The sequence below is a fragment of the Stenotrophomonas sp. AG209 genome (assembly GCF_003550055.1).
In the GTDB taxonomy this organism is placed as follows: Bacteria; Pseudomonadota; Gammaproteobacteria; order Xanthomonadales; family Xanthomonadaceae; genus Stenotrophomonas.
This window is the reverse complement of the sequence record NZ_QXDB01000001.1, coordinates 823,229-838,624: the sequence shown is the minus strand read 5'-3', so window position 1 is coordinate 838,624 and position 15,396 is coordinate 823,229. Positions and strand designations below refer to the sequence as shown.

The following is a 15,396-nucleotide window of genomic DNA, read 5'->3' as shown; positions in this document are numbered from 1 at the left end:
TGGCCGGCAGCCGCTGCCCTGTATCGCTGAGGTTGCCGGCCAGCGGCCGGCACTCCCCCGTCGTGTCGCCGATGGATTCCAATGAAACCAAATTTCCCTTGCCGCACTAGGCCGCAAGGCTGGTGCACTGCGGCATACTAGGGGTCTTGCCCCACAGGTGTGACATGACGCGCGCGTTCAACTTCAGTGCCGGCCCTGCGACCTTGCCGGAATCGGTCCTGCGCCAGGCGCAGGCGGAAATGCTGGACTGGCACGGTACCGGCGCCTCGATCGTGGAAATGAGCCATCGCGGTGCGGAATTCATGTCCGTGGCCGCCGAGGCCGAGGCCGACCTGCGTCGCCTCCTCGACATCCCCGAAGACTATGCGGTGCTGTTCCTGTCCGGTGGTGCCACCACCCAGCAGGCGCTGATCCCGCTCAACTTCGCCGCCCCCGGCCAGCGCGCCGACTATGTGGTCAGTGGCCACTGGGGCAAGACCGCGGTCAAGCAGGCCGGTGTCTACGTGGACGTCAACATTGCCGCCAGCAGCGAAGCCAATGGCTACCGCGAGCTGCCGGCACGTGCCGACTGGCAGCTGTCACCCGATGCCGCCTACGTGCACATCACCGCCAACGAGACCATCCACGGCGTCGAGTTCCGTGATGTGCCCGACACTGGCAACGTCCCGCTGATCGCCGACTTCAGCTCGTCCATCGCCAGCGAGCCGCTGGACGTGCGCCGCTACGGTGTGATCTATGCCGGCGCGCAGAAGAACCTGGGCCCGGTCGGCATCGCGGTGATGATCATCCGCCGCGACCTGCTCGAGCGTAGTGGCCAGCCACGCGCGGACATCTTCGATTACCGCTCGCATGTCGCCCGCGATTCGATGCTCAACACCCCGCCGACCTGGAACTGGTACCTGGCCGGCCTGGTGTTCAAGTGGATGCTGGCCGAAGGCGGCGTGGCCGAATTCGCCAGGCGCAATGCCGCCAAGGCCGCGCTGGTATACGGCGCCATCGATGGTTCCGGCGGCTTCTACCGCAACGAGGTCGCACACGCGGCCCGTTCGCGGATGAACATCCCGTTCTTCCTGCCCGATGCCGAGCTTGATGCCCGCTTCGTCGCCGAAGCCAAGGCCGCCGGCCTGCTGGCGCTGAAGGGGCACAAGGTGGTCGGGGGCATCCGTGCCTCGCTGTACAACGCCATGCCGCTGGCCGGGGCCGAGGCGCTGGTCGCCTTCATGGCCGATTTCCAGCAGCGTCACGGTTGAGCAATGAACGGCGCGCACCGTCGGGTGCGGGCCCCGCAACAAGGAATTCCGATGGCAAGCAGCAAATCCAGCAAGAAGGCGCCGAAGAAGGCCGAACCGGCCAAGGGCAGCGCGCCCACCAAGGCGAAGGGCAAGGCCAAGGCCGCCTCGAACCCGGCACCCACCCTGGCGCCGCTGGCGCTGGCCGATGTGCGCTCGAAGATCGACCAGATCGACCGCGACATCCAGAGCCTGATCGCCGAGCGCGCGCGTTTCGCCCACCAGGTCGGCAAGGCCAAGGGCAAGCTCGCCGCGGCCGTCGACTACTACCGCCCCGAGCGCGAAGCGCAGGTGCTGCGCATGGTGGTGGACCGCAACGAAGGCCCGCTCAGCGATGAGCTGCTGGTGCACGTCTACCGCGAGATCATGTCGGCCTGCCTGGCCCAGCAGGAACCGCTGAAGATCGGCTACCTCGGCCCGGAAGGCACCTTCAGCCAGCAGGCGGTGCTCAAGCACTTCGGCCGCTCCGCGCTGGGCCTGCCGATGGCCAGCATCGAGGAAGTGTTCCAGGAAGTGGAAGCGGGCAACGCCGATTTCGGCGTGGTGCCGGTGGAGAATTCGGGGCAGGGCACCATCCAGATCACCCTGGACATGTTCCTGACCTCCAACCTGAAGATCTGTGGCGAAGTGGAACTGCGCGTGCAGCAGTACCTGATGTCGCGCAGCGGCCGCATCGAGGACATCGAGCGCATCTACGCGCATCCGCAGTCGTTCATGCAGACCTCGGCATGGCTGCGCGCCAACCTGCCGAAGGCCGAGAAGATTCCGGTCTCGAGCAATGCCGAGGGTGCACGTCGTGCGCGCAACGCCGATGACGCAGCGGCCATCGGCGGCGAGAGCGCCGGCCATGTGTACGGCCTGAAGAAGGTGGTCACCAAGCCGATCCAGAACGATGCCGACAACACCACCCGCTTCCTGGTGGTGGGCCGCAACATCTTCCCGACTTCCGGCCACGACCGCACCTCGGTGCTGGTGTTCATCCATGACAAGCCCGGTGCGCTGTTCGACGTGCTCAGCCCGTTCGCCCGCCACGGCATCAGCATGAACCGCATCGAGTCGCGGCCGTCGCACCACGGCAAGTGGGAATACGGCTTCTTCATCGATCTGGCCGGCCACATCGACGACGCGCCGATGCAGGCCGCGCTGGCAGAACTCGAAGCGCACTCGGCGCAGATCAAGGTGCTGGGCTCCTATCCGGTGGCCGTGCCCTGAGTGCTGCTGTGGCGGCCATGGCCGCCGCTCCCTGATGCATCGCCGGCGCTGCCGGCGTTTACGGAACGATCGAACGATGAGCAACGCGCAACACTGGATCGCCCGCAAGGGCCAGCCGCTGCAGGGCAGCCTGACCATTCCCGGCGACAAGTCGGTCTCTCACCGCTCGGTGATGTTCGCCGCGCTGGCCGATGGCACCTCGCATATCGAAGGCTTCCTGGAAGGCGAAGACACTCGTGCCACCGCGCGCATCTTCAGCCAGTTGGGCGTGCGCATCGAGACCCCCAGCCCGTCGCAGCGCATCGTGCATGGTGTGGGTATGGACGGCCTGAAAGCACCGGATGCACCGCTGGACTGCGGCAATGCCGGTACCGGCATGCGTCTGCTGGCCGGGTTGCTGGCGGGCCAGGCGTTCGACTGCACGCTGATCGGCGACGAGTCGCTGTCCGGCCGCCCGATGCGCCGCGTGACCGGCCCGCTGTCGCAGATGGGCGCGAAGATCGATACGGAGAGCGATGGCACGCCGCCGCTGCACGTGCATGGCGGGCAATCGTTGCACGGCATCGACTTCGCCTCGCCGGTGGCCAGCGCGCAGATCAAGTCGGCGGTGCTGCTGGCCGGCCTGTATGCGCAGGGCGAAACCAGCGTGCTGGAACCGCACCCGACCCGCGATTACACCGAACGCATGTTGTCGGCGTTCGGCGTGGACATCGAATTCTCGCCGGGCAAGGCGCGCCTGCGTGGTGGCCAGCGCCTGCGTGCCACGGATATCGTGGTGCCGGCTGACTTCTCCTCGGCTGCGTTCTATCTGGTGGCCGCCAGCATCATTCCCGGTTCCGAGCTGCGCCTGAAGCAGGTTGGCCTGAACCCGCGCCGCACCGGCCTGCTGCACGCGCTGCGCCTGATGGGGGCGGACATCACCGAAGAGAATCCGGCCGAGCAGGGCGGTGAACCGGTGGCCGATCTGGTGGTGCGCTACGCACCGCTGAAGGGCGCGCGCATTCCGGAAGCACTGGTGCCGGACATGATCGACGAGTTCCCGGCGCTGTTCGTGGCTGCCGCCGCCGCCGAAGGCCAGACCGTGGTGACCGGTGCGGCCGAACTGCGGGTGAAGGAATCCGATCGCCTTGCGGCGATGGCCACCGGCCTGCGTGCGCTGGGCATGCAGGTGGACGAAACCGAAGACGGCGCCACCCTGCACGGCGGCGTCCGCCTGGGCAGCGGCACCATCGAAAGCCACGGTGACCATCGTATCGCCATGGCATTCGCCATCGCCGGCCAGATCAGTGACGGCGAGGTGCGCATCAACGACATCGCCAACGTCGCCACGTCCTTCCCGGACTTCGATGGCCTTGCCCGAAGCGCAGGATTCAACCTGGCCTGAAAGGCCGCGCCCGGCGGATGACGCAACTCGGTAGGTGCCAACCTTGGTTGGCAGGCCCATATCACCCGGTAGGTGCCAACCTTGGTTGGCACGCGTCTCCGCATAAAAGGACGGAGGCCGAAGCCTCCGTCTAAACATCACGAACCCCTCGTCCGCGATCAACGCTGTTCGGTACGGAAATCCACCGGAACCCGCACCACACTGGCCACTGCACGGCCTTCATGCATCGCCGGCTGGAACTTCCAGTTCTGCACGGCGCTCAGCACCGCACGATCCAGGTCACGGCTGCGCTCGCCGCTGCGCGAAACAATCGCGGCATTGGTCACCTGGCCACGGGTATCGACATTCAGGCTGGCGATCACGCTGCCCTGCACGCCGTTGCGCAGCGCTGCAGCGGGGTAGGTCGGCTTGCTGTTGCCTGCCAGCGGGCGCGCCTCGCGATTGCGTACCGCAGGGGCGGCTTTGTGCTGGCTGCTGACCGGTGCGGCCTGGCGGGCAGCGGGCGCCTGCACGTCGGCGACCGGCGCCTGCTCGGGGGCGGGCAGCATGCGCTCGCCGACCGGTGCCGGCGCCACGTCTTCCTGGTTGGAATGACGCAGCCAGAGCAGGGCGGCGGCAAACATCGCCACGATCAGCGCGATCCACATCCAGGGCGACGTGGGCTTGTGCTGTTCGCTGGCTTCCTGCCGCAGTTGCGGCGAATGAAGGTCTTCGTGGGTGGTGGCGGTCATCGCAAACTCCTTCCGTCAATGGACGACGGGGAGAGTGTTGCGCGGGCCAGTGGCGGGAAGTGTCAGCGTTGCGTCAACGCGACCGGCAGGGTTCAGTTTGCCTGCCGGGAAACGTTCAGTTACTGGGTCTTGAAGTCGAACGGCACTTCAATGCTGCCCGGTACGGCCTGGCCGTTGCTCTGTGCCGGGGTGAAGCGCCAGCGGCGCACGGCGTCGGTGGCGGCACGGTCGAGCTCGCGTGATCCGCTGCGCTGGATCACGGTGGCATTGTTCGGGTAGCCGGTGGCATCCACGTCCACGCGCACCACCACGCTGCCGGTCTCGCCGGCGCGCAGCGCGGCGGCCGGGTAAGCCGGCGGCGGCGACTGGCCGGCAATCGGCATCGGCTGGCTGTTGCCGGTGGCGGCCGGTGCAGGGGTCGGCGCGGCCGGGGCCGGTTCAGCGATGGGCGCGGGCGGTGGCGGGGCGGTTTCGACCAGCTTCGGGGCGTCGTCCTCTACCGGGGCCGGCTTGGCGTCGGGCATGTCGCTGGAGCCTGCGGCTGCGGCCAGCGGTTCCGGCAGCGGTTCCACCTGCGCGGTCTCCTGCGGGGTCTGCGCGGCCGGGTCGGCACGGAAGAACTCCTTGTCGCGGCCGGTCAACCAGACCAGCACGAACAGCAGCACGCCCACGCCGAAGGCGATGCCGGCGATCTTCAGGGCGTTGCGCGGGATATGCACAGTGAACGACTTGGCGGACGACGAGCGGGGTGCAGACATGGACCGGACCAGTACGGAATAGCCCGATTCTGCCACGCCAGGAATGAACCGGGCGGCAGAAATCCGTATAACAAGCGATAATCCCATCCCTGATACCCACCACGACACCTGCCATGCTTGATCCAGCCCTGCTCCGCCACCAGCCCGCCGACCTCGCCGAACGCCTGCGCACCAGCCGCGGCTTCGAGCTCGACGTGTCTGCCCTGGAGTCTTTGGAGGCTGATCGCAAGCGCATCCAGGTGCGGACCCAGGAGCTGCAGAGCCTGCGCAACAGCCGTTCCAAGGCCATCGGCCAGGCCAAGGCCAAGGGCGAGGACGTTTCGGCCATCATGGCCGAGGTCGCTGCCTTCGCCGACGAGCTGAAGGCTTCGGAAGTGGCGCTGGACGAGCTGCGCGAGAAGATCGAAGCGATCTCGATGGGCATTCCGAACCTGCCGGCCGAAGACGTGCCGGCCGGTGCCGACGAGAACGACAACGTCGAGCAGGCGCGCTGGGGAACCCCGCGCCAGTTCGATTTCAAGGTGCTCGACCACGTTGAACTGGGCGCCCGCAACGGCTGGCTGGACGGCGAGACCGCGGCCAAGCTGTCCGGTTCGCGCTTCACCGTGCTGCGCGGCCCGATCGCGCGCCTGCACCGCGCCCTGGCCCAGTTCATGGTCGACCTGCACACCGGCGAGCACGGCTACGAGGAAACCAACGTGCCGCTGCTGGTCAACGCAGACTCGCTGCGCGGTACCAGCCAGCTGCCGAAGTTCGAGGACGACCTGTTCAAGACCGCCGTGGGTGATTCCACGCGTTACCTGATCCCGACCTCGGAAGTGCCGCTGACCAACATCGTGCGCGACGAGATCGTTGACGCCGAGCGCCTGCCGCTGCGCATGACCGCCCACTCGATGTGCTTCCGCGCCGAGGCCGGCAGCGGTGGCCGCGACGTGCGCGGCATGATCCGCCAACACCAGTTCGAGAAGGTCGAGCTGGTCTCGATCAGCCGCCCGGAAGACAGCGATGCCGAACACCAGCGCATGACCCGCTGCGCCGAAGTGGTGCTGGAAAAGCTGGGCCTGCCGTACCGCAAGGTGCTGCTGTGCACCGGCGACATGGGCTTCTCGGCCATCAAGACCTACGACCTGGAAGTCTGGCTGCCGTCGCAGGAGACCTACCGCGAGATCTCCTCGTGCTCGAACTGTGGTGACTTCCAGGCCCGCCGCATGCAGGCCCGCTGGCGCAACCCGGCCACCGGCAAGCCGGAGCTGGCGCACACGCTGAACGGCTCGGGCGTGGCCGTTGGCCGCGCGATGATCGCGGTGATGGAGAACTACCAGAACGCCGACGGCAGCATCACCGTGCCGGAGGCCCTGCGCCCGTACATGGGTGGCCTGGAAACCATCGCCTGATTCCCTGATCGGGTGGGTGCCATGCCTGCATGGCACCGCATCCACGCATGGCGTGGATCTACTGGAGGATGTTGCACGCGCCCGGCATGAATTCACCGAAGGGTGTTGCACGGGCCCGGCATGAATTCACCGATGACCCGGTAGATCCACGCCATGCGTGGATGAACCACCGCGATCACTCCACAGCCCGCAGCTTCTCCAACGGCACCCATCCCGGTTTGCCGGTTCCCGGCAAGCACCACGCCCAGCCATTGAGCGTGCGCACCCCGCGCAGCACCTGCCCAGGATCCACATCCAGCTCCCGCGCGCAGTAATCCTCCGTGGCAAACGCGCCCCCCTGCGCATCGCGACCGATCACCGGCGCCGGCACGAAACCGGGCTGCTGCCCCTCGGCTTCGCACAGAAACCAGTCGTCCCAGCCCTCCGGGCCTTCATGGCGTTCGCCCACCACCAGCGCCTGGCCGCGGCGCAGGGTGATCGGATGTGGAAATTCGCTGCGGTGCGCAGCCGTCACGATGTAGTCCATGGCCCCAGCGTAGCGCGCCCACAAAAAAACGGCCCCGCAAAGCGGGGCCGCCAGGGTGGGCCGGGATGGGGGAGGGGATCCCGGCCCGCGTTCAGCGCCCAGACGAGGAGAGAGGGGCGCCGAACGTTGGAACGCGTTACGCCGCGACGGCTTCGGCCACTTCGTGCGACGGGAGTGCCGCAAGCGCGCCGGCAATGGCGTCTTCACGGTGCTGCGGCGAGTAGGCGATGCCTTCGGCGCGCACGAACTCGACTTCGTTGATGCCCATGAAGGCGAACACCTGGCGCAGGAACGGCTCCTGGAAGTCCGCCGGCGAGTCGGTGTAGATGCCGCCGCGGCTGCTGGCGATGATCACCCGCTTGCCACCGGCCAGGCCCACCGGGCCGTTCTCGGTGTACTTGAAGGTGCGGCCGGCCACGGCCACGCGGTCGATCCAGGCCTTCAGCGTGGAAGGGATGCTGAAGTTGTACATCGGTGCGCCGATCACCACGATGTCGGCCTCCAGGAACTGCTGCATCACCTGTTCAGCATCGGTCGCCTCGGCAGCATCGGTCTTGGCCAGCGAGCTGCTGCGCAGATGCGGTACCGGATTGGCGTCAAGATCGCGATAATCGACCTGCAGGCCGTCGATCTGGCCGGTGAAGCGGGCGACCACGGCGGCCGACAGCTGGCGGGACACGGAGTTGTCGCCAAGCACGCTGGCGTCGAGATGCAGAAGCTTCATGGCAGTCACCTATGTTCTGGGAGGAAGGGGCGGGGTGCCCCGCCGACGGAGAGAACGATAGGTTGTTGCAAAGGCGGGATAAAGGTGGTTGAATGCCACGTATTGTTCTAGATATGGAACTCGGGCATGCATGACCTGAATGATCTGTACTACTTCGCGATGGTGGTCGACCACGGCGGATTCGCCGCCGCCGAGCGCGCCTTGGGCATCCCCAAGTCGCGACTGAGCCGCCGCATCAGCCAGCTGGAAACCGACCTGGGCGTGCGCCTGCTGCAGCGCTCCACGCGCCGTTTCGCGGTCACCGATGTCGGCACCAGCGTGCACCGCCATGCGCAGACGATGCTGGCCGAGGCCCAGGCCGCACGCGAAGTGGTGGACCGCCTCAGCGCCGAACCGCGCGGTGTGGTGCGCGCCAGCGTGCCGGTGTCGCTGGCACAGATGCAGCTGCCCAAGCTGCTGCCCAAGTTCCTCGAGCAGTATCCGAAGGTGCGGCTACAGCTGAACATCAGCAACCGCCGCGTGGACATCATCAATGAAGGCTACGACGTGGCCCTGCGCGTGCGTTCGCGCCTGGACGACGACGGCAGCCTGGTGATGCGCAGCTTCGGCCAGGTGCAGGAACTGCTGGTGGCCAGCCCGAAGTACCTGGATCGCGCTGGCCGCCCCAAGGACCCGGAAGAGCTGACCCAGCACGTCACCCTCAGCATCAGCGAAGACGAAGCGCGCCAGCGCTGGGAGCTGCATGGCCCGGAAGGCGAAGTGCGCCGGGTCGACCTGCAGCCGCGCGTGGCCGGCTTCGACTTCCCGCTGCTGCAGAGCATGGTGAAGGACGGCTTCGGCATCACCATGCTGCCGGAAACCGTCTGCGCCGACGCCGTGCGCAACGGCGAGCTGGAAGTGGTGCTGCCGGACTGGTCGCTGCCGCAGGGCGTGTGCCATGCCGTGTTCGCCTCGCGCCGCGGCCTGCTGCCGGCGGTACGCGTGTTCATCGACTTCCTGGCCGAGCACCTGCCGCCGCAGCTGGAGGCCTCGCGCCTGGATTGCGGTGGCGCCTGTGAAAAAGCCAAGGAGCGGATCAAGGCCAGCGCGCTGGGTGCGCTGGCCGTGGATGCCGGCTGAGAGCGCTGAAGGGCAACGCCGGGCCATGCCCGGCGTTGCTGTATTCCGGCGCCGATCAGTTCCGGCCGAACAGCCGGTCCCAGAAACTACGGCGTCGCGGCGCGGCCGGTGGCTGTTCGGCTGCAACGACGGGCACTTCCAGCACCGCCATCAGCTCCGCGCTGCGTGGCTTCTTCAGGAAGCGCGCATAGTCCAGATAGCTGGTCACCTTGCTCATGTGCAGGCGCTCGGGCATCGCCGGCAATGCGCCGCCCTGCAACAGCACACGCAATGCCTGCGGACGGTCCAGGCGGATCGCCTCGAAGAGCGCGGTGCCGCCACAGCCCGGTTCGATCTGGTTGGCGCGCTGCGGCGCATCCACCAGCAGGGCTCGCAGCGCCTCCGCGTCATCGCGCTCCACGGCGGCCACCAGCCGCGCCAGCGCCTCGGCTTCCGCAGCCGGCAGGTTGTCGCGATAGGCCTGGTCGGCAATCTCGCGCTCGTCGCGCCCATCACCGCCCTCGATGCACAGGAAATCGGTGACCAGGGCGACTGGAATGCCGGACGTATCCAGCGCCCAATAGCTGGGATAGACACCGTCGCCCCAGCCGCTGGTGAATACCACCAGGCCGTGCGGCGAGTCCTCGCCCCAGGGGCGGTACTCGGCGCCTTCATCCAGGCCATCGTGGTCGATCAGTGCATCCGACCATTCACTCTCTTCGTCGCCATCAGCCTGTTCGATCAGGGCCAGCAGCGCCTGCTGGGTGTCGGTGTCCATGAAGCAACCGATACCGGCGTCGACCGGATAGCCGATGAAGCTGTCCTCGTCCAGGCCGGTCAGGTCCTGCGTGGTCCAGCGCGCCATCTGCCAGTGCAGCGCGGACGCGGTGAGCAACTGGCGCGGCTTGAACCAGACCACGGCCAGCGCCGGGCGGCCGCTATGCACGATGATCTCGACCGGGTGCCGGCCCAGCGGGGCGGTGTAGTCGGCCAGCGCGGGCGCCTCGGCCTGGACCAGCGGATCGCAGACCACCAGCTGCCCACTGCTGACCGGCAGGTGCCCGGCGAAGGTGCGGTGCAGGGCCACTGCGGCCAGCTGGGTGTCGTCCAGCAGGCAGGTGCGCAGGTTGGCCAGATCGAGATGGGCCATGGCGGCTCCGAGTGCGGTGAAGGCCCCCACCGTGCCGGATGCGGAGGGCAGGAGCAAGGTGGTCTTGGGCAAATGCCCTTCACGTGCGAGAATACGCCGCTGCCCGGGCGACCGGGACCCGATTGGAGAGATGGCCGAGCGGTTTAAGGCACCGGTCTTGAAAACCGGCGAAGGGTTAAACCTTCCGTGGGTTCGAATCCCACTCTCTCCGCCAAGACAATGTCTAAGACGCTGTTTGCAGCGGGTTTTTTGTTCCACGTTGCTCGTTCCATGTTTTCGCCCGCATTCTGTGGATTCGTTGTTTCGGCGCTGAAGCGGTCTATGTCCGCTTTCAGCCATGCCGCACGCGGTCCACTTGGTTGCCGGCTCCGGTGCGAGAACATTGCGCTCAATCAGATCACTCACGCCTGGCGGCGTCACGGCCGCACCTGCACGCCTCCCGCGACGCGGGTGCGAGGCCAGCCGTGCAGGCCGTTGGCTGTCATCAGGCGCGCCATTCGTTGGAGGCTGGCAGTCTAGCCCTCTTCAGCCAGGTCTTCGCACATGCGGCCAGCCCCCAACGTGCCGCGGCTGCCTTCGTGTAGTTCGCGTATCCGTACGAGCGGCGCTCATTGTCGACTTGCCGGGCGCTCGCAGGGTGCTTTACCCCACTCGTAGTAGCGGCTGGCCGATACCCTCACGCAGCGGCCCATCAGTCGAATCGGAAACCCATCGCGGCGTCGTTCGATTACCCGATTGCTCAGGATGCCTCCGTTGCAAAGAACGTTGCCACATCTCGAAAAAATCGCGTTCCGTTTGCTTGCGACACGAATTGATGTCTGGACGGATCTGATCTGGCAAGGAGCTGGAAAAGCCATGGAACTCAAGGACGCGGTATCAAGTTCGCTGCGACCAGGCCGACTACTGCATTTCTGGGTAGAAGTGCGATTGCTTCTCCACTTCGGTAAATAGAGCTGTCATCAGCGAGGAGTTGGGTTTGAATCTGGATCTTTCGAAGTGGTCGCTTCTGGAAAAGTTGAGCGACTTCCCATTTGTGCTCAGGATGAGCGCGTTCGCCTTGGCTTCGGACTTCGCGTCAGCGATGATTTGGCACAAGAGCATTGTTGAGATTTCACTGCGCGAGCTGACGGAGCGCCCCGGTCTTGCCCTCGTTTTGATTGTGGTCTTCGGGCTTGCATTATCTGTCGGTGCAGTGATGGTGCAGATAGTGGTCCAGTTCGGCCTCATTCCTATCGCTCTTGCGATCCAAGAGCGGCTTCCGGTCGACGAGCGGGATGATTCGTCGCCGCCCATGGGATACGTCACGCAATTTCAGGCAATGAAGCACCTCATGGTACATCCGGACCATCAATGGTTAGCCAGACTTGAGGCCTGCTTGGCAAAGCACCGGGAGGAAGAGCGAGCTTGGTTGGTGACGGTGCGAAATAGCATTGCATGCATGGCACTGAGTGCTGCGAGTTGGTGTTGGGCGGACCAATCACTACTCTCAGTGTGGGCTGACCGTTGGATTTGGACTTATCTGGTTGTCCTCTTGCTCCTGGGGACGCCCCTGATGCTATTCATCTGGAGGGGCTTTGACAGCGAGCCACTCATGTACTGGCCTGATCTCTATGACGTCTTGCGAGCGAAGCGAGAGGAAAACACAAGAAAGCCGGCTTTTGTGAGTCGTGCTTCATCACGAAGATAGACCCCGCTCCCAACATCCGACGTTCCCCGCTTTCAGTAGCGGGGTCCTTTGGAGTCCAGATTTCTTCGTAGTGGCTTTGGCCGCCAACTGTTGGGCATAGGCCGCCGGTGTCAGGTCGCCCATGAGCTTCGCCGGTCGCTCCTCGTTGTATTTCCCTCGCCAGATCTCGAGCTCGACGTGGGCATGCAGCAGTTTGGGAAAACTGCGCTCGTTGAGGCATTCGACGTAAGGGCGGCCGCTGAACCTCACGACGTAGACGTTCGCCCTCCGGGACGAATCCGACAAACTAACGACGCCCACCCTTCGGCTTGTTATGGCACAACGGATAACTCGAGCACGACCGGAAAGCCCCGTGCGGCCCATTCCGGTCCACGAACACGCCCACCTTGCACACCGGGCAGCGCTCTTCGTGGATGGCCGCGCCTGAAACCGCGGTCACTTCCACTGCGCCGTCCTTCACCAGCTCATCCAGGAACGGCGAGTGCTTGCCCTGCAGGGTGAACATCGCCACCGACCGTCGCGCACGCGTCAGCGCGACATAGAACAACCGCCGTTCTTCGCTCAGCGGATAGGTATCCCCATCCGGCATGGCCAGCGAAAGCACCGGGTCATCCGCGCGCAGGCTCGGGAAGCTGCGGTTGATCATGCCCGGCAGGATCACGTAGTCCGCCTCGCGCCCCTTCGATCGATGTGTGGTCAGGAACTCGACGTCCATCGTGCTGCCGAAGGCCGCCTTCCAATCCGAAGGCACTGCACCGCGATCCGCGCGATACCGCCCCAGGACAAAGACCGTCACACGCCCGTTGCGGCCCTGTGGAACGGCCCCGGACAGCAGCTTCTGATGCAGCTTGGCGAGGTACTGGCGAACACCATCCTGCACCTCCTCACGCCGGTTCATCTGGAACGCCTGCAGTACTGGACCCGTTGCCGGCGCAGCTGAGCGAACTGCTTTGGCGATCTGCGTGGGGTTGCGGCTGATGAAGCGGCTGGACACATCGCACAGTGCCTGCGGGCAACGGAACGTCTGCTCCAGTTTCAGCACCTGGCCATGGCCCATCCACTCGCGGAATCCGGTCATCACCGAAACGTCGGCACCGGCGAAGCGATTGATCGACTGCCAGTCATCGCCCACCGCGAACAGATGGCGGCCCGGTTGGCTGACCAGCGCTCGGCACAGGCGCGCACGGGCGCGCGATGCGTCCTGGAATTCGTCGGCCATCACCAGTTCGTAGGGTGATTCATAGTGGCCCTGTTCCAGCAGCCCGGCCGCCATGTTGAGCATGTCCTCGAAGTCGATGCTGCGCTCGTCAGCCAGCGCGCTGTCCCAGGCCTGGAAAACCGGCCCGGCGATTTCCAGGAAGCGCCGGTAGCGTTCCTTGAACTGATCCTCGGGCATCTGCCGCAGGCGCGCCGCCATATCGTCCAGCGTCAGGCAGTTGCTCTTGGCATGGGCAATGAAGGTGCGCATCAAGCCGATCAGGTCCGCATCCGGCATCGGCTTGGCGCCCTGATCAGGCAGTTCGCGGTCCGGGTTCGGGTCCAGCTCGACATCAGACGCGCCAAGCCGCTCCGCAAGGTCCTGCAGGGCATGTCCACTGCGCAGGCCAAACGACGTCGTCTCGACCAGGGCGGTGCCACGCGTCACATGCTGCTGGCGCTTCCAGTGCATGCCTTCGCTGTAGTTGGCAAAGTGCTTCGGCGGCTGGCCATCGGCATCCAGCGCAAAGTGCTCGTGATACAGCTGGGCGTCTGGATAGTAGAAGTCCGGACGATACTGGCGGTGGGTATCTGTCGCGGTGTCGAACTCGTAGCGTCGTTCGTAGTCGTACGCCACGCCGTTGTAGAACAGCCAGTCGGCGATGACGCACTCTTCCAGGCTCTTCACCCGCTCACCCTGCAGGGTACGCATGTAGGGCGTGCCATCGCGGTCGTAGCCATCGGCCATCATGTCGGCACCGAACGGCGGAAGGTCGCGCCCGAACACCAGGCGGAACATGTCCCACTGGGTGCGGAAGTGGGTCGAGCGGTCCTTCAGGTCGTCCACCAGTTCGGCCAGCTTGTTGAAGCCCAGCGTCGCGTCGACCGCCCATTCCGGGATATCGGGCTTGCGCCCTGTGGCTTTGGCGATGATGGACAGGCCGAGGGCGTGGAAAGTCCGGGCCTCAACCACGGTATCGCCCATGCCGAGCCGGTCGAAGCATCGCTGTGCGCGCGCTTCCAGCTCCTTGGCGGCGTCCTTGTTGAAGGCGAGCATCACGATCCGTTCGGGTTCGACAAAGCCACGATCGATGGCATAAGCGGCCTTGGCGACCATCGTGGAGGTCTTGCCAGAGCCGGCCGCGGCCACGACCTGCACCCGGTTGTCGAAGCAGATGACGGCACGGGCCTGTTCCTCGGTCAGCGGTTTGCTCTCGACCCGGTCCAGGAAGTCCTTGGCCAGCACCCGCTCACGCGTTGCCATGGTCGCGTTGGCCTCGGCCCAGGTGGCGGGCCAGTCCAACTGCCAGTCGTGCAGGGCATCCAGCGCAGCACGATGGCTGTGCGAATGCAGGTCGCCATGCACGCTTTCATCAAGGAACAGTTGCTCCAGCTCCGCCGGCTGCAGCGGCAGGGAGGAACGTTCGGCCAGCAGCGCCTGCTGCTGTTCGTGGGTGATCCAGCGGCGGCCGGCACGGCCGCGATCGATGAGGGCGTCCGCGGCGCTCAACCACGCCTGGATCTGCGCCAAGATCGTGTCAAACAGAGCCTTGCGCCCGCGTGTGGTGCGCGCAAAGCGCACCTGCTGCAGCGCCGCCGCAAGCCGGGACGCCTGCGCGTTGGCAAGCCCGTCCACCGACAGCCTCAGTGCGCCTTCTGTCTTCAGCTCGACCCGCGACCAGAAAAGCCCTGGAATGACCTGCACGCTGTGATCGTCATCCAAGCGTTGCCGGTATTGCTGACCGGCGACGTTCAGCTCGATGCTTTCGCCATCCAGCCGCAGCCACCAGTGTGGCGAACGAGTCACACGTTGGCCCCAGATCGAGGGGCGCCATTCCATAGACATCCAGGTACTGCCTTGCAAGCGTCAACCGGGCATGTAGAGCCCCTAAGCCCGCATGATAAGGGGCCTTGACGTTGCATGTGGCCTTTCACACGCGGGCGGGGTGAGTGCGGGAGCCGTCCATTGCTGCCCGCTCAATTGCCTGGCGCATGGCATCATGGAGCGTCTGGATCCAGGAGCTGGCCATGGATATCGACTGGGACCGCGTGGGAACCTTGAAGCACATCGGTGGTGGCTACGATATCCGGACGGATCCATTGAGGATCCTGGTGACCACCGCGAAGCAAGGGCACGAGGGCGAAGTTTCCGACATGCTGATCGTGATGGATGATGGCACCGTCATTCCGCCGGATGGGATCCTGCGTTTGGCACGGGCGCCGGGCCGGATCCCTTAGGCGTTCGG

General features: G+C 65.6%; 13 protein-coding genes, 1 tRNA gene and 2 pseudogenes. 8 read left to right on the top strand and 8 right to left on the bottom strand.

The genetic code is table 11. The annotated features are described in order from the left end of the window. Positions 1–164: 164 nt before the first annotated feature. The 3 genes from serC (at position 165) to aroA (ending at position 3,885) form a co-directional block, all read left to right on the top strand. Positions 165–1,250, top strand: coding sequence for a 3-phosphoserine/phosphohydroxythreonine transaminase (gene serC / locus DFO63_RS03925; RefSeq protein WP_049443240.1), 1,086 nt, complete (start codon positions 165–167; stop codon positions 1,248–1,250). 51 nt (positions 1,251–1,301) lie between these two features. Continuing rightward, on the top strand, positions 1,302–2,501 hold the full coding sequence (gene pheA, locus DFO63_RS03920) for a prephenate dehydratase (RefSeq protein WP_049443241.1): 1,200 nt from the start codon (positions 1,302–1,304) through the stop codon (positions 2,499–2,501). Between the two features lie 76 nt (positions 2,502–2,577). Then, the gene (gene aroA / locus DFO63_RS03915; protein ID WP_101765738.1) at positions 2,578–3,885 is read left to right on the top strand and encodes a 3-phosphoshikimate 1-carboxyvinyltransferase; all 1,308 of its coding nucleotides are present in this window, start codon (positions 2,578–2,580) and stop codon (positions 3,883–3,885) included. 158 nt (positions 3,886–4,043) lie between these two features. Here aroA and DFO63_RS03910 read toward each other — a convergent pair whose 3' ends face one another. Both DFO63_RS03910 and DFO63_RS03905 read right to left on the bottom strand, forming a co-directional pair. Beyond that, positions 4,044–4,616, bottom strand: a complete 573-nt coding sequence (locus tag DFO63_RS03910) for an energy transducer TonB (RefSeq protein ID WP_119006472.1) — start codon at positions 4,614–4,616, stop codon at positions 4,044–4,046. A 119-nt stretch (positions 4,617–4,735) separates the two neighbouring features. After that, positions 4,736–5,374, bottom strand: a complete 639-nt coding sequence (locus tag DFO63_RS03905) for an energy transducer TonB (protein WP_042359252.1) — start codon at positions 5,372–5,374, stop codon at positions 4,736–4,738. 113 nt (positions 5,375–5,487) lie between these two features. Between DFO63_RS03905 and serS the strand changes: the two genes are divergently transcribed. Continuing rightward, positions 5,488–6,768: a serine--tRNA ligase gene (gene serS, locus DFO63_RS03900; RefSeq protein WP_049443244.1), complete on the top strand. Its 1,281-nt coding sequence runs from the start codon at positions 5,488–5,490 to the stop codon at positions 6,766–6,768. A gap of 175 nt (positions 6,769–6,943) precedes the next feature. Here the strand turns inward: serS and DFO63_RS03895 are convergent, their stop codons facing one another. Continuing rightward, on the bottom strand, positions 6,944–7,294 hold the full coding sequence (locus DFO63_RS03895) for a ligand-binding protein SH3 (RefSeq protein ID WP_119006471.1): 351 nt from the start codon (positions 7,292–7,294) through the stop codon (positions 6,944–6,946). A 136-nt stretch (positions 7,295–7,430) separates the two neighbouring features. Further along, positions 7,431–8,018 carry an NAD(P)H-dependent oxidoreductase gene (locus tag DFO63_RS03890; RefSeq protein WP_100442319.1) on the bottom strand — a complete coding sequence of 196 codons (588 nt, stop codon included), beginning with the start codon at positions 8,016–8,018 and terminating at the stop codon, positions 7,431–7,433. A gap of 126 nt (positions 8,019–8,144) precedes the next feature. On the opposite strand from DFO63_RS03890, the gene DFO63_RS03885 reads away from it, so the two are divergent. Further along, the gene (locus tag DFO63_RS03885) at positions 8,145–9,137 is read left to right on the top strand and encodes a LysR family transcriptional regulator (RefSeq protein WP_005410175.1); all 993 of its coding nucleotides are present in this window, start codon (positions 8,145–8,147) and stop codon (positions 9,135–9,137) included. Positions 9,138–9,192: 55 nt separating this feature from the next. Here the strand turns inward: DFO63_RS03885 and DFO63_RS03880 are convergent, their stop codons facing one another. Then, positions 9,193–10,266: a DUF4241 domain-containing protein gene (locus tag DFO63_RS03880; protein WP_119006470.1), complete on the bottom strand. Its 1,074-nt coding sequence runs from the start codon at positions 10,264–10,266 to the stop codon at positions 9,193–9,195. Positions 10,267–10,390: 124 nt separating this feature from the next. Here DFO63_RS03880 and DFO63_RS03875 point away from each other — a divergent pair. Then, positions 10,391–10,480 (top strand) — tRNA-Ser (locus DFO63_RS03875). A 137-nt stretch (positions 10,481–10,617) separates the two neighbouring features. On the opposite strand, the pseudogene DFO63_RS22310 reads toward DFO63_RS03875, so the two are convergent. Beyond that, positions 10,618–11,048: pseudogene (locus DFO63_RS22310) on the bottom strand (IS3 family transposase); the annotation flags it as partial. 194 nt (positions 11,049–11,242) lie between these two features. On the opposite strand from DFO63_RS22310, the gene DFO63_RS03870 reads away from it, so the two are divergent. Continuing rightward, positions 11,243–11,953, top strand: coding sequence for a hypothetical protein (locus DFO63_RS03870; RefSeq protein ID WP_049444351.1), 711 nt, complete (start codon positions 11,243–11,245; stop codon positions 11,951–11,953). A gap of 84 nt (positions 11,954–12,037) precedes the next feature. Here DFO63_RS03870 and DFO63_RS22305 read toward each other — a convergent pair. Together DFO63_RS22305 and DFO63_RS03860 are read right to left on the bottom strand one after the other, a co-directional pair. Then, positions 12,038–12,214, bottom strand: a pseudogene (locus DFO63_RS22305) (integrase core domain-containing protein); the annotation flags it as partial. A gap of 25 nt (positions 12,215–12,239) precedes the next feature. Continuing rightward, positions 12,240–14,990 (bottom strand): UvrD-helicase domain-containing protein, encoded by a 2,751-nt coding sequence (locus DFO63_RS03860; RefSeq protein ID WP_049444350.1) that lies wholly within the window; start codon positions 14,988–14,990, stop codon positions 12,240–12,242. A 188-nt stretch (positions 14,991–15,178) separates the two neighbouring features. Here DFO63_RS03860 and DFO63_RS03855 point away from each other — a divergent pair, with 188 nt between their 5' ends. After that, positions 15,179–15,388 carry a hypothetical protein gene (locus DFO63_RS03855; RefSeq protein ID WP_101766421.1) on the top strand — a complete coding sequence of 70 codons (210 nt, stop codon included), beginning with the start codon at positions 15,179–15,181 and terminating at the stop codon, positions 15,386–15,388. Positions 15,389–15,396 lie beyond the last annotated feature (8 nt).

What these genes read in the sequence shown, in the direction of transcription:
- serC (WP_049443240.1), top strand. Translation starts at nt 165, where the DNA reads ATGACGCGCGCGTTCAACTTCAGTGCCGGCCCTGCGACCTTGCCGGAA.
- pheA (WP_049443241.1), top strand. Translation starts at nt 1,302, where the DNA reads ATGGCAAGCAGCAAATCCAGCAAGAAGGCGCCGAAGAAGGCCGAACCG.
- aroA (WP_101765738.1), top strand. Translation starts at nt 2,578, where the DNA reads ATGAGCAACGCGCAACACTGGATCGCCCGCAAGGGCCAGCCGCTGCAG.
- DFO63_RS03910 (WP_119006472.1), bottom strand. Translation starts at nt 4,616, where the DNA reads ATGACCGCCACCACCCACGAAGACCTTCATTCGCCGCAACTGCGGCAG.
- DFO63_RS03905 (WP_042359252.1), bottom strand. Translation starts at nt 5,374, where the DNA reads ATGTCTGCACCCCGCTCGTCGTCCGCCAAGTCGTTCACTGTGCATATC.
- serS (WP_049443244.1), top strand. Translation starts at nt 5,488, where the DNA reads ATGCTTGATCCAGCCCTGCTCCGCCACCAGCCCGCCGACCTCGCCGAA.
- DFO63_RS03895 (WP_119006471.1), bottom strand. Translation starts at nt 7,294, where the DNA reads ATGGACTACATCGTGACGGCTGCGCACCGCAGCGAATTTCCACATCCG.
- DFO63_RS03890 (WP_100442319.1), bottom strand. Translation starts at nt 8,018, where the DNA reads ATGAAGCTTCTGCATCTCGACGCCAGCGTGCTTGGCGACAACTCCGTG.
- DFO63_RS03885 (WP_005410175.1), top strand. Translation starts at nt 8,145, where the DNA reads ATGCATGACCTGAATGATCTGTACTACTTCGCGATGGTGGTCGACCAC.
- DFO63_RS03880 (WP_119006470.1), bottom strand. Translation starts at nt 10,266, where the DNA reads ATGGCCCATCTCGATCTGGCCAACCTGCGCACCTGCCTGCTGGACGAC.
- DFO63_RS03860 (WP_049444350.1), bottom strand. Translation starts at nt 14,990, where the DNA reads ATGGAATGGCGCCCCTCGATCTGGGGCCAACGTGTGACTCGTTCGCCA.
- DFO63_RS03855 (WP_101766421.1), top strand. Translation starts at nt 15,179, where the DNA reads ATGGATATCGACTGGGACCGCGTGGGAACCTTGAAGCACATCGGTGGT.